The following is a 13088-nucleotide window of genomic DNA, read 5'->3' as shown; positions in this document are numbered from 1 at the left end:
TGAAACGCGGATCCGGAGATCCGGATCGCGAATCCGGAATTCCGGATCGTCGCCGCGCGCCGTTGCATTTGCGCACGCGAAACCGTCGGGAAGGACACCTTCGGATCGGCTTCCTGCGGGCAGGCAAGCGCCTGCGTCACAGTGGCGCACAACGCGCCCGGGCCCTTGCGGCAAGCCTGCGCGGAACGCGCTTCAGGCTGCGTGGAAAGAGGCCGCGCGCGACGCGTTTTGCGGGGGCGGGGTGGCAAGGGGCGCGTAATGTAACCGAACTCGTTTGCTGTGTCACAAACGAAAAATACCGTTGTTTTCGTGGGGTTTTTTGCGTGTCCGGGTTTCCGGAATGACGGTCGGCGGAACCGGGAAACGTGTGGATAACTGCGCGGGATCGGGAGGGGTTTTCGGGGAACATTGTGTCGTGTCGCGGCAGCGCGCCGCGACACGATCGCGTGACGTCACGTCACTTTACTTCGCGGCACCGTTCCGGCAGAACTGGTCGTACGCTTGCGCCGAATTCGCGAAGCCCTTCTGCTTCGCCAGTTCCCACGGGCGCTCGCATTGTTGCGTTGCTTCGCACCACGAATAGCCGGCCGAGCCGATGCAGCCGTGCGCGTCGCGATCGCCGCCGACCATCGGCGGTGCGGGCGGCGCCGACGCTTGAGCCGGCGGCGCGGATGGTGCGGCACAGGCGCTCAATGCGAACGCGCAGGCCAGCGTGGCGGCCAGCGACAGGGAAGGGGTGAAGCGCATCATAGGTGGTGCTCCATGGGATGAGTATTCGGAGAGTCGGCGGACGGCCCGTGCGTTCGCCGCATCGTTCAGCCGCCCGGCACCGGCACGCGCGACGAGAACTTCACTTCGCGCAACGCGAGGCTCGACTGGATCGACGAAACCCCGCCCTGCTTGCGCAGCACGCGCTCGACGAATTCGGCGTACGCGTCGAGATCGGCCGCGACGACCTGCAGGATGTAGTCGGCCGCGCCGGTGATCTTGTGGCACGACAGCACCTCGTCGTGTTGCCGGATCACGTCCTCGAAGTGATCGGAATCCTGGTCGGAATGCATGTTGAACGTCACCTGCACGAACGCGAACACGTTCATGCCGAGCGCGCGCCGGTCGAGATTCGCCTGGTAGCCGGTGATCACGCCTTCGTCCTCGAGCCGCTTGCGGCGGCGCCAGCAGGGCGTGACGCTCAGCGACAGCTTCTCGCCGAGCGTCGCGTTCGACAGCGCGCCGTCGTCCTGCAGCAGGCGCAGCATGGCGCGGTCGACGCCATCCAGTTCAGCCGAAGCGCGATTTTTGCTCATTTCCGGGATTCCGTAGGCGGTTTTCTCAAAATTGTACGAAAGGTGCGCGTCGAAAGCAAAGCTATTGCCGGTCGCCGTCAATAAACTGTTGCCACCCTCACCGCAACAGTCAACCATGCTCACGGTCTACAGCAGCGATCACCAATTGCATCGCGGCGTCGAACTGAAAGACGGCGCGATCACCGATTCGTTCGAAAACCCCCTTCGCGCCGAAACGGTGCTCGCGCAGGTGCGCGCCGCCGGCCTGGGCGACGTGATCGCGCCGAAACCGTTCGACCGCGCGCACTACGCGGCCGCGCACAGCGCGCGCTACGTCGATTTCCTCGCCGGCGCGTGGGGCGAGTGGACTGCGACGGGCCGCACCTGCCAGGCGCTGCCGCTCGTGTGGCCGGTGCGCGCGATGCCGGCCGCCGCGACGCCGCCCGCGTTCATCGACGGCAAGCTCGGCTTCTACGCGATGGACGCCGGCGCGCCGATCAACGCGGGCACGTGGGATGCCGTGAGCGCGAGTGCGAACTCGGCGCTCACCGGTGCCGACCTGTTGTCGAGCGGCGCGGCGCGCGCGGCGTTCGCGCTGTGCCGCCCGCCCGGCCATCACGCGGGCCGCGAGTACATGGGCGGCTATTGCTACCTGAACAACGCGGCGATCGCCGCGCAGCACTGCATCGCGCAAGGCGCCGCGCGCGTCGCGGTGCTCGACGTCGATTTCCACCACGGCAACGGCACGCAGGACATCTTCTACGATCGCGCGGACGTGCTGTTCGCGTCGATCCACGGCGAACCGGCGGTGTCGTACCCGTACTTCTCCGGCTATGCGCAAGAGCGCGGCACCGGCGCGGGCGAAGGGTTCAACCTGAACCTGCCGCTGCCGAAGGGCACGCTGTGGGACACCTACTCGGCGGCGCTCGACCAGGCGGCCGCGGCGATCGCCGCGCATGCGCCCGACGCGCTCGTCGTATCGCTCGGCGTCGATACCTTCGAGCACGATCCGATCAGCCATTTCCGGCTGCGCTCGCCCGACTACCTGCGCATCGGCGCGGCGCTCGCGCGCCTGAACCTGCCGACGCTGTTCGTGATGGAAGGCGGCTACATGGTCGACGAGATCGGCATCAATGCGGTCAACGTGCTGCTGGGATTCGAAGGGCGCGCGTAACGCGCGGCGCCGACCGTTTAAACGGCGGCCCACCGGCCGCCGCAACCGTGGAGCAAGGGCATGACGCGATACCTGGATGTGACGAGCGTGTCGACGCTCGTGGCCGAAGTCGGGATGACGCAGATCCTGACGACGATGGCCTCGTATATCGAGCAGGATTACCGGCGCTGGGAGACGTTCGAGAAGACCGCGCGCCTCGCCAGCCATTCGACCGATGGCGTGATCGAACTGATGCCGACCTCGGACGCGCGGCTGTACGCGTTCAAGTACGTGAACGGCCATCCGAAGAACACCCGGGCCGACCTGCTGACGGTGATGGCGTTCGGCGTGCTGGCCGACGTCGATACCGGCTATCCGCTGCTGTTGAGCGAGATGACGCTGACGACGGCGATCCGCACGGCCGCGACCTCCGCGCTGGTCGCGCGCTTTCTCGCGCGCGCCGATGCGCGTTCGATGGCGCTGATCGGCAACGGCGCGCAGAGCGAATTCCAGGCGATCGCGTTCCACGAGATGCTCGGCATCGACGAACTGCGCGTGTTCGACATTGATCCGGCCGCGACCGACAAGTTGATCCGCAACCTCGCGCCGTTCGCGGGGCTGCGCGTAATCCGCTGCGCATCGGCGGCGGATGCCGTGCGCGGCGCGGACATCGTGACGACGGTCACCGCGGACAAGACCAACGCGACGATCCTGACGCCCGACATGATCGAGGACGGGATGCACGTGAACGCCGTGGGCGGCGATTGCCCGGGCAAGACCGAGCTGCATGCGGACGTGCTGCGGCGTGCGCGCGTCGTCGTCGAATACGAGCCGCAGACGCGCATCGAAGGCGATATCCAGCAGATGCCGGCGGATTTTCCGGTGATCGAGTTCGCGCGGATCGTGTCGGGTGCCGAACCGGGCCGTGAGTCGGATGTACAGGTGACGGTGTTCGATTCGGTCGGCTTCGCGCTCGAGGATTTCTCGGCGCTGCGCTACCTGAACGCGGCGGCACGCGAGCGCGACATCGGGATCGAGCTCGACCTGATTCCCGTGCCGCGCGATCCGAAGGATCTGTACGGCGTCGCCGTGCGCGGCGAGACCGGCAACGTGCCGGCCGCGGCGGGCCATGCGGTGCAGGCTGCGCTGCGCCATTGACTGAAACCGATTCGTCATCCGAACCACAACACGTCCCGCGTTGAACGGGACCCACGAGACTGACCAGGAGACAGACATGCTTCGACATCCCATGACGACACTCGCCGCGGCGGCGGCGCTTACGTGCGCGCTGCCCGCGCACGCGGACGAGATCGTGCGCATCGGCCACGTCGCGCCGCTGACCGGCGCGATCGCGCATCTCGGCAAGGACAGCGAGAACGGCGCGCGGCTCGCGGTCGAGGAAATCAATGCGAAGGGGCTCGTGATCGGCGGCAAGAAGGTCACGCTGCAGCTCGACGCGCAGGACGACGCGGGAGACCCGCGCACCGCGACGCAGGTCGCGCAGCGGCTCGTCGACGACAAGGTCGTCGGTGTCGTAGGCCATCACAACTCGGGCACGTCGATTCCGGCGTCGCGCGTGTATCGCGACGGCGGCGTCGTGCAGATCTCGCAGGCCGCGACCAACCCGACGTACACGCAGCAGGGCTTCAAGACGACCTATCGCGTCGTCGCGACCGACGCGCAGCAGGGGCCGGCGCTCGCGATGTATGCGGCGAAGAACATGGGCATCAAGACGGTGGCCGTGGTCGACGATTCGACCGCGTACGGGCAGGGCCTCGCGACCGAGTTCGAGAAGGCCGCGAAGGCAGCCGGCATGAAGGTCGTGTCACGTGACGCGACCAACGACAAGGCGATCGACTTCCGCGCGATCCTCACGAAGATCAAGGGCGCGAACCCGGACGCGATCATGTACGGCGGGATGGACGCGACGGGTGGCCCGCTCGCGAAGCAGGCGCGCCAGCTCGGCATGCGCGCGAAGATCCTCGCGGGCGACGGCGTGTGCTCGACCGACCTGCCGAAGCTCGCGGGCCCGGCGTCCGACAACGTCGTGTGCTCCGAAGCGGGCATCGCGCTCGAGAAGATGCCGGGCGGTGCGGCGTTCGCGAAGCGCTACGAAGCGCGTTACCACCAGCCGATGCAGGTGTATGCGCCGTTCTCGTACGACGCGGTGTACATCATCGTCGACGCGATGAAGCGTGCGAACTCGACGGACCCGGCGAAGGTGCTGGCCGCGATGCCGGCCACCGACTATCGCGGCGTGATCGGCGAAACGAGCTTCACGCCGCAGGGCGACCTGAAGCACGGCGCGATCTCGGTGTTCACGTACAAGAGCGGGAAGAAGGCGCTGCTGGATATCGTCAAGATGTGACCGACGTGGCGCGGCGCGCGCGGGCCGGCGCACGCGGGCGACCCGCATCGGGAACGGTACGGCAGGCGCGTGAAGGAATCACGTCGTGTCGCGTCGCGTGCCGTTCCCGGCTTACCGCCTGGCGTCAGGGCAACAGTACGGTGTCGACCACGTGAATGACGCCATTGGATTGCATGACGTCGCCGATCGTCACGTGCGCGACATTTCCCTTGTCGTCGGTGATGGCCCAGCCCCTTGCGTCCTTGCTGACCATCAGCGGATCGCCCTCGACCGTCTTCAGTGTCGCCTTGCCGCCGCCCTGGTCGACCGCCATCGCCAGATCGTGCGCGGTGATGCGTCCGGGGACGACGTGATAGGTCAGCACCTTGACCAGCGTTGCCTTGTTCTCCGGCTTCAGCAAGTTTTGCACCGTGCCGGACGGCAGCGCGGCGAATGCCTCGTTGGTCGGTGCGAAGACCGTGAACGGCCCCTTGCCCGACAGCGTATCGACGAGCCCGCCGGCCTTCACGGCCGCGACCAGCGTCGTGTGATCATTCGAGTTCACCGCGTTCTCGATGATGTTCTTCGACGGATACATGGCGGCGCCGCCGACCTCCACGGTTTTGTCGCCGGACATCGAACCTGCCATCGCGGCGGGTGTGGTGGCGCCTAGCGCGATCGCGAGGGCAAGCAGCGTGGCGGCCATGCTCGACTTGTTGCGGAATTCCATTTGCGTTCTCCCGAAAGATCGATGCTTCCGGCTGGAAGCAAACGGAGATACGCGTGGAACGGGGCGGCGGATGCATCCGTGACCGAGATACTTCGAGCCGCGACGGCGGCTCGCCCGGCAGACCCGCTCATGCGCCGCCGACGGCGCCCTTTGCCAGCACCGGCCCGGTCGGCTGTCCGGTCGGCGAACCGCCATGCGGTTCCAGCGACACGGCGAGTACCGCGCGAGCGTTCAGCGACACGAGCGCCGCGCGCGGCAACGGCACGACGGTCGGCCGGTCGGCGGCGATCAGGCCGAGGGACGCGGGCCGTCCATCCGGCGTAATCAGCCACAATTGCGTCGAGCGATCGGCCGCGACTGGCGTATCGCTCGCCGGCACGATCACCATGCGCGCGCGCTCGACGTCGACGGTCACGGTCCAGCCGGCGCTGCCGCCGTCCCGCACGAGGCTTGCCACCTTGTACGCGTCCTGGCCGGGCCTGGCGGTCTGCTCGCGGACGGGCAGAACGGCCAGCACGGCGAGCGCGAGCGCCGCGACGCTCGAACCGATGCCGATCCAGCGCCACCCGCTCAGGTTGTTCCAGAAGCCGATGCGCGGTCGGGACGGCGTGGCAAGCCCGAATCCCAGGTCGGACTGGATGCGTTTCCACACGTGCGGCGCGGGCTCAACCGCGACGATGTCGTCGTTCAGCGGCATCAGGTGGTTTTGCCAGCGCAGGACGCTCGCGGCCAGTTGCGGATCGAGCTGTATTGCCTGCTCGATTCGCCTGCGCTCCGCGCCGTCGAGTACGCCCAGCACGTATTCGGCGCAACGGATGTCGTTCGGGCTGGAGAGTGGGGTATTCATCGTTCGAGGCATGCCTTGAGTTGGATCAAACTGCGCCGAATCCAGCTTTTCAGGGTGCCGAGCGGCACGCGCAGGCGTTCGGCCAGTTCCGCATAGGTCGCCCCCGCGAAGAACGCTTCGCGCACGACGTTACCCTGTGCGGCCGGCAGGTTTTCCAGGCAGTGCTCCAGCCGGCGCCTCGCCTCGCTGTGCTCGGCGGCTGCGGCGGGCGACGGCTGCTCGTCGGCGGTCTCTTCCATCGTCGACTCGTCGACCGGGACTTCGCGGTGGCGCCGCAGCCGGTCGATCGCCCGGTTGCGCGCGATGGTCCCGAGCCAGGTGATCGCGCTGGCCAGCGCCGGATCGAACGTCGCCGCCCGGCGCCATACCGTGACATAGACGTCCTGCAGCACCTCTTCGGCTTCACCGCGATCTCGCAGGATCGTCAGGCATACGCCGAACAGCTTCGCGGAGGTCCGGCGGTAAAGGATGCCGAACGCGTCCTGATCGCCGGCGGCCACGTCGAGAAGGAACTGGTTCAGTTCCTCGCGGCGACGGCGCTCGGATTCGCCGGTCGGCCGAATGCCGTCGAACGCAGGGTTGCCTCTCGTGTGCACGGTGTCCCCAAGTCGGTTGTCTGAAGAATCCGGGGTGATATCTGATGCGTGAGCCATCGTATCCTGATCCCTTTCGCGTTGGGGCGGGCACACGGCCGCGATCTCCGGGCCGGCCGATTCAGCATTTACGTGCGGGGCGCGTATCCGGATGCATGAGTGGCGAAAAAAATGCGAGCTGGCCGCTCGAGCGGTGGTGCACCGTGGGCATGGGCCATTTCGGGCGGGCTCGTGGGAGCGCGGCCCGTTCAGATTTCAGCCACGTCGATCGACTCGTTTCCGGATCGCAGCGAACCGGTGTCGCGTGCCAACCGCAGGCGCGAACCTCTGGCCGCAATATCGGCGAACACGTCGTGGCCGATCACCCCAGGCACGAGGCGGGGCTGGCGCAGCCTGTCGAACGTGAGCGCGACGATGCGCGGCGTCGGCTGGCTGCAATGCAGCGACCCGAGCGATTCACGGTCGATCCATGCGAATGCGCGATCTCCTGCGCGGGACGCGCGATCGCATCCGGATCGATGTCGGCGAGGAACACGTGATACAGCTTGTGCGCGCCCGCGATCCGGAACAGAGGGCGGGCGTTGCCGCTGTCGGCCGGTTACCGTTTCCGGGTGCGCCGCGCGTGATGTGCGGCGCCACGCCCGGACGTCTTACGATGGTTGCGCGCGCGTGCCGCTACGTTGCGACTCCGCATCGTGCACGATATGCAGCTCGCGCGTGCGGATCGGCAGCGCGCAGTTCGCATCGGCGAGGGTCTGGCGCACCTGGCGCGCGAGGCGCCAGCGCATTGCCCAGAACGTGTCGGTGTGCGTCCATACGCGCATGTTCGCCACCACCGTGCTGTCGTCGAAGCGCATCACCATCACGTCCGGCGCCGGTTCCTGCAATACATCGGGATCGGCGATGGCCAACGCACGCAGCGCATCGAGCGCGCGATCGATATCGTCGTGCACCGACACTTCCACTTCGAGATCGAGGCGGCGCGTCGGATTGCGCGTGTAGTTGCGGATCGAGCTGCCCCACAGCGCGCTGTTCGGCACGTATTCGCAGATGCCGTCCGGTTTCGTCAGCCGCGTCATGAAGAGCCCGACTTCGTCGACGGTGCCCGCGACACCCGTGCCGCCGTCGATAAAGTCGCCGACCTTGAACGGCCGCAGCAGCAGGAGCATGATGCCGGCCGCGATGTTCTGCATCGTGCCCTGCAGCGCGAGCCCGATCGCGAGGCCGGCGGCGCCCAGCACCGCGACGATGCTCGCGGTCTCGATGCCGAGCTGCGACAGCGCGCCGACGATCGCGACGATCCGGATGCCCCACACGGCGACGTCGCAGAGGATCGGCCGCAGCGTGTCGTCGACGCGCTCCTTGTTCGCCAGCAGCCGGTTCAGCCAGTTGCCGATGCGTTTCGACAGCCACCAGCCGGCGACGAGCAGCGCGAGGCCGGCGCACAGCTTGATGGAGAGGGTGGACAGCGCGTTCCACAGGAACGTCCAGCGTTCCGGATGAAGTTGATCGAGAAACATGCGGGATTCCGGTTGGGTGACAGGTTGCGCGATACGCGAGGGTCCCGCCGCGTTCGGGCGGGCACGGGTTCGCGCGCAGGCAGCCTTCGACTGCAAACGTCATGCGATGGTTCGCGCGAATGCATGCATGGGGTCGGTGCGGCACGCTGTCGGACGGCGCGATCCGGATTTCGTTCTAGTACTAAGCGAAGGTTCCTGAAAATGAGACTCGTCCTATTTAGCCGTTTCAGGGACGCCGATACACTCGCTTTCAGGTTGCCGGATCGCGACGCCAGTTCCTCCGCGATATCCGGTTTCTTCCCGATTTTTCATTGATAGCGAGTGACGACGTCATGCGGTTCGACCAGCGTTTCCGTCTCGCACGCGAACAAGGTCAATCCGCCCGGCGCCGCACCTCGTGTTTTCCGATTCGTCGCGTGCTGTTGCGCGGCGTCATCGCGACGGCCTGCGCGGCCGGCGTTCACGGTGCGGCCGCGCAGGCCGCTCACGACGCCGCGCCCCTCGCGCAGGTGACGGCGGAAACGACCGACCTTGTCGACGTGCCCTTTTTCAGTTCCACGCGGACGACGTGGGGCGGCTTGCGCGCAGCGACGGCAGCGCCGCTCGATATCGCGTATCCATTGCATGCGTCGAACAGGTCGACGGGCACCGGTCGCGATGATCCGGTCGCTCGCTTCGGCGCATGCGTTGCCTACCGCGTGCTGTGCGATGCGGCGCGTGATGCGGTCGAACGCGGCTACGCGTCGCGGTTCGACTACGGGCTGGCGTCGGCGTTGCCCTCGATGGTCACGCAACCGGCGTTCGAACGGGGCGCAGTCGATCTGGCATCGGCCGAACCGTTCACGCTGGCCGAGCCGGATCGCGGCACGCGCGCCGGCACGATCGCCGGCAGCCTGCACACGTCGCTGGCACGTGCCGAGCTGCCGGCCGGTGTCGCCGCGCAAATCGTCCGCATGCTCGCAGGACGCATCGATCCGAAGCTGCGCGGCGAGATCGGCGACACCTTCCGCGTCGCATTCGAACCGGACGGCAGCGCGACGCGGCCGGGCCGCGTGCGCGTGACGGCGCTCGACATCCGCTTTCGCGGGCAGCACGTGACGGGCGTGTGGTTTGCGCCGCAAGCGGGCTCGCGGGGCGCTTACTACGACCTCGATGGCATGCCGCTCGCCGGCACCCGGTTTGCGATGCCGGTCGCCGCGAAGCGGATCAGCTCGCCGTTCGGCACGCGCGTGCATCCGGTGAGCGGCGCGCGTCACGTGCATTCGGGCGCCGATCTCGCGGCACCGGCCGGGCGCGCGGTTCATGCATCGGAGCGCGGCGTCGTGACGTTCATCGGCACCGAGCCGCGCGGCTACGGCAAGTACGTGGTGATTCGCCATGACGGCGGCTATGCGTCGTACTACGCGCACCTGTCGGCGTTCGAGCCGAAGCTGCGAACCGGCACGCGGGTCGCGCGCGGCCAGCGAGTCGGCGCGGTCGGCAGCACGGGCACGGCCACGGGGCCGCATCTGCACTTCGAGGTACGGCGGCATGACCGTCTCGTCGACCCGGTCGCGCTGGTACAGGCGGGCAAGGCGGCGAAGCTGAAGGGTGAGCAGCGCGTGGCGTTCAACCGCTTGGTGCGCGATGCGCGCACGCGCCTGGCGTCGGCCGCGTGGCCGCAGCCGGTGGCGATGTCGAAGCCTGCTGGATCGCGTGCCGGCTGACCATTGGCGAGGTGCCGCCGGCCGGGGCGACCCACGTCGCTTCCGATCAAGGCAAACCGCTTACACCGCGGGTTCGACCGGCAACCAGATTTCGAGCACGCCGGCGCCCGTCACCGGATCGTAGTCCGCGCTGTAGCGCTCGAATTCGGGCGCGTCGACCGCCTTGAACCCCGACGTCGGCAGCCAGCCGTTCCAGATGCTGTAGAAGGTCTGGTGAAGCGTCGAGATATGCCCGCCGTGTTCGAAGACAGCATAACGTTGCGGTTCGAGTTCGACGCAGCGGAACGGCGCAGGCAACCGGTCGCGAGTCTTCACCTCCACGCCCGCGATGTACTCGAAGCTGCCGTCCGCATCCGGGTTGCAGCACACGCCGTACGTCACGTCGTCGACCTGGCCGGGAAGGGTACCGATGTATGGGATGAACGCCTGCCAGAGCGCCGGAATCCCTTCGTTGGTTTCGAACGTATACCGGTCGCTCATGCCCGCGATCAGCCGCTTTTCGGCGACTTCGAAGCGTGACGGCGTCACGGCGATGAGTTTCAGTTCTTTCATGCGTAGCGGCTCCACAAGAGACAACCCGTCGAGAGTACGCCGTGCCCGCACGTCCTCGGGCGTGACGCCGAAGAGATCGCGGAAGGCGCGCGTGAACGCCTCATGGGAGCCATAACCGGCGTCGAGCGCCACATGCAGGATGTCCGGCGCGCCTTGCGCCGCGCGCGTCAGCCGCCTCGACCGGACATAGCGCATCACCGGCCAGCCGGTGTTCATCGAGAACAGGCGCGAGAAGCCGAAGCGCGTCATGTCGCAATTGGCGGAGATCCTGTCGAGCGTCAGTTCCCTGTCCAGTTTGGTTTCGATAAACCAGAGTGCTTGTCCTACCGGGTTCATGGTGTGCCAATGAGGGTGTCGGGCGGACTATATGGTATCGGCGGCGGGGGCATTTGATCGTTCTTGCGGCGCGGCGGGGAGTGGACCGGCGGGCGCACTGAAACAGGTCGCCACGCCGGGCGGCGTGGCGACGGCAGGCAGGATGGCGCTACTTAGCCCAGCGGCCAGTTCAGGAACACGATGCCGTCGTTGTAGTCGTCATCCGTGCCGTCCTCCGAGCCGACGATCCCGAAATACGACTTCTTGAAGATATCGACCTGTCTCGAGCCGAGCCGCGACGGCTTGCCGTTCACCGTCACGATCACGCGCACGCGGCCCTTGCCGGAGTCGAGCACCTTGGTGCCGAGGTTCTCGTCATGCGAGCCGGCGCCCTTGAACGTGGCGGCCGGTTTCGGGTTGTCGTCAATGTAGATGTCGATCGTCTGTTCGTTCGCCGCATTCGCGAGCGCGGTGACGCCGAACTTGATGTTCGGCGGGAGATTGAACGTGCCGTCGCGTTCGCCGCCGCCGCCGATGTTGCCGGCGCCGCCGATGCCCGTGTTGCCGCTGCCGGTTTCGGCGCCCTGATTGCCGCTGCCGTGCGACGACGATTGCCCGACCGTCTCACCGATTGCGGAAAGGCTCGCGAACGAATCGATATGGATCGTGCTGCCGCGCACGCTTTTCCACTGGCCTTTCACGAACGTGACGCCGCTGTCGACGTCGATGGCGACGACGAGCGTGAACGGCGAGCGGCCGCTGGTTGCGGGGGCTTTTTCCGAGTGGGTGAAGCAGCCGTCCGCGACGATGCCCTTGTCGGTCGCAATTGCGAAATAGGCGCCGGGGTAATTGTCGCCGGTGGCATACGGCGTCGGCACGTTGAGCGTGACGAGCAGCTTGCCCTCGCGAATCTTCTCTTTCGCGAGGTCGAGATGTAGGCCCGGAATGTCGACGTAGGCCTCGGATGTCACCACGGGTGCGCTGTTGATCGATGCCGAAAGGATGGGCATGACGGTCTCCTGAGATCGAAACGGATTTCGGTTGGCTGGCTTCGTGTGTTCGACACGCAACCGCCCGGCTGCCTTGCGGGCGGCCCGGCGGTCGTCGGTCAATTGGCGGGGCGATCGATCAGCCGATCGGCCACTGCAGCACGACGATGCCGTCGTTGTAGTCGCTGTCGTGGCCGTCTTCCGACACGACGATCCCGAAGTTGACCGTGTACGGCGAGCCGTCCGATTTCTTGCCGTTGATCGGCGCGAGGCGCGCGTCGGTGGCCGACGGCTTGCCGTTCACCGACACCTCGAAGCGGATCTTGCCGTTGCCGGAATTCAGCGTGGCTTCACGCGTGCCGTCGCGCGTCGTCAGCTTGTGATACGCGGCGGGTTCCTTGCTGTCGCCGATGAAAAGCTTGATGTGCTGTTGTTCGGCGGCATTCGCGAAGAAAATCGCGCGGAAATCGGTATTCGGCGGAATCGAAAATTCGCCGGCACGATTGGAAGACGTTTGAGAATCGGCCATGCTTTCCTCCTGATGAACAGTGGTGAGGCGTCTCGCCGCGTCGTGCAAACGGTTGCAGTTTGAAACGCGGTCTGGAAAGCATGTCGAAAAATAAATAAAAAAATAATCGCAGTTTTCTGGCTATTGTTCAGTCAATCGAAAGTGAATGCGATTTGATTGAATGAATCGAATTCAATTGACGGTGTTTTGGGATATTCGGGAAATGATATTGGCGCGTGTATCGCTTTTCGGAACGATGCGCGGCCGCGCAGGCGGATCGGGAAAGGCGGGGAAATCGGGGTTTCGGGGCAGGCGCTCGACGTTCGCATATGGCAGCGTTGTCGTTTCAACATCAGCATCTCTGTCGTGTGGCCGCGCCCACCGGCCACCACCGAACGCCCACGCCGAAACCCGATCGCAACAGGAAGGGGGTGCGGCAACCGGCGAAGTACATTGACCCACTCACTCCGAACGTGAACAGAGGCTCCACCGGCGCCGCACCCAAGAAGCATATCGACGGGGCCGCGCGTCGCCTATCGGACAGG

General features: G+C 66.3%; 13 protein-coding genes. 4 read left to right on the top strand and 9 right to left on the bottom strand.

Annotated elements, in window-relative coordinates:
- Positions 1-462: 462 nt before the first annotated feature.
- A complete protein-coding gene (locus ACPTTF_RS32105; RefSeq protein ID WP_166955439.1) occupies positions 463-750 on the bottom strand; it encodes a hypothetical protein in 288 nt (95 codons plus the stop codon).
- A gap of 65 nt (positions 751-815) precedes the next feature.
- Positions 816-1304, bottom strand: coding sequence for an Lrp/AsnC family transcriptional regulator (locus ACPTTF_RS32100; RefSeq protein WP_423369680.1), 489 nt, complete (start codon positions 1302-1304; stop codon positions 816-818).
- Positions 1305-1419: 115 nt separating this feature from the next.
- Here ACPTTF_RS32100 and ACPTTF_RS32095 point away from each other — a divergent pair, with 115 nt between their 5' ends.
- The 3 genes from ACPTTF_RS32095 (at position 1420) to ACPTTF_RS32085 (ending at position 4804) form a co-directional block, all read left to right on the top strand.
- Entirely contained in the window at positions 1420-2457 is a 1038-nt protein-coding gene (locus tag ACPTTF_RS32095) for a histone deacetylase family protein (protein WP_423369679.1), read from the top strand.
- Positions 2458-2517: 60 nt separating this feature from the next.
- The gene (locus tag ACPTTF_RS32090; RefSeq protein WP_423369678.1) at positions 2518-3594 is read left to right on the top strand and encodes an ornithine cyclodeaminase; all 1077 of its coding nucleotides are present in this window, start codon (positions 2518-2520) and stop codon (positions 3592-3594) included.
- A gap of 76 nt (positions 3595-3670) precedes the next feature.
- A complete protein-coding gene (locus tag ACPTTF_RS32085; RefSeq protein WP_423369677.1) occupies positions 3671-4804 on the top strand; it encodes a branched-chain amino acid ABC transporter substrate-binding protein in 1134 nt (377 codons plus the stop codon).
- A 124-nt stretch (positions 4805-4928) separates the two neighbouring features.
- Here ACPTTF_RS32085 and ACPTTF_RS32080 read toward each other — a convergent pair whose 3' ends face one another.
- From ACPTTF_RS32080 to ACPTTF_RS32065, 4 genes are all read right to left on the bottom strand, one after another.
- A complete protein-coding gene (locus tag ACPTTF_RS32080) occupies positions 4929-5513 on the bottom strand; it encodes a fasciclin domain-containing protein (protein ID WP_423369676.1) in 585 nt (194 codons plus the stop codon).
- A gap of 127 nt (positions 5514-5640) precedes the next feature.
- A complete protein-coding gene (locus tag ACPTTF_RS32075; protein ID WP_423369675.1) occupies positions 5641-6360 on the bottom strand; it encodes an anti-sigma factor in 720 nt (239 codons plus the stop codon).
- Positions 6357-7013, bottom strand: a complete 657-nt coding sequence (locus tag ACPTTF_RS32070) for a sigma-70 family RNA polymerase sigma factor (protein WP_423369674.1) — start codon at positions 7011-7013, stop codon at positions 6357-6359. Before ACPTTF_RS32070 ends, ACPTTF_RS32075 begins: the two co-directional genes overlap by 4 nt.
- Positions 7014-7603: 590 nt before the next feature.
- The gene (locus tag ACPTTF_RS32065) at positions 7604-8473 is read right to left on the bottom strand and encodes a mechanosensitive ion channel family protein (protein WP_423369673.1); all 870 of its coding nucleotides are present in this window, start codon (positions 8471-8473) and stop codon (positions 7604-7606) included.
- Between the two features lie 332 nt (positions 8474-8805).
- Here ACPTTF_RS32065 and ACPTTF_RS32060 point away from each other — a divergent pair, with 332 nt between their 5' ends.
- Complete coding sequence (locus ACPTTF_RS32060; RefSeq protein ID WP_423369672.1) at positions 8806-10179, top strand: M23 family metallopeptidase; 1374 nt, start codon at positions 8806-8808, stop codon at positions 10177-10179.
- Between the two features lie 60 nt (positions 10180-10239).
- On the opposite strand, the gene ACPTTF_RS32055 is transcribed toward ACPTTF_RS32060, so the two are convergent.
- The 3 genes from ACPTTF_RS32055 to ACPTTF_RS32045 all read right to left on the bottom strand — a co-directional run bounded on the left by ACPTTF_RS32055 (position 10240) and on the right by ACPTTF_RS32045 (position 12564).
- The gene (locus ACPTTF_RS32055) at positions 10240-11067 is read right to left on the bottom strand and encodes an AraC family transcriptional regulator (RefSeq protein ID WP_423369671.1); all 828 of its coding nucleotides are present in this window, start codon (positions 11065-11067) and stop codon (positions 10240-10242) included.
- Positions 11068-11219: 152 nt separating this feature from the next.
- A complete protein-coding gene (locus ACPTTF_RS32050; protein WP_423369670.1) occupies positions 11220-12056 on the bottom strand; it encodes a fucose-binding lectin II in 837 nt (278 codons plus the stop codon).
- A 118-nt stretch (positions 12057-12174) separates the two neighbouring features.
- Positions 12175-12564 carry a fucose-binding lectin II gene (locus ACPTTF_RS32045; protein WP_043178912.1) on the bottom strand — a complete coding sequence of 130 codons (390 nt, stop codon included), beginning with the start codon at positions 12562-12564 and terminating at the stop codon, positions 12175-12177.
- Positions 12565-13088 lie beyond the last annotated feature (524 nt).

It is taken from the genome of Burkholderia crassaminum (assembly GCF_964265005.1).
GTDB lineage: Bacteria > Pseudomonadota > Gammaproteobacteria > Burkholderiales > Burkholderiaceae > Burkholderia.
Note: the sequence above shows the minus strand (reverse complement) of the source record. Positions and strands in the feature narration are given on the sequence as shown.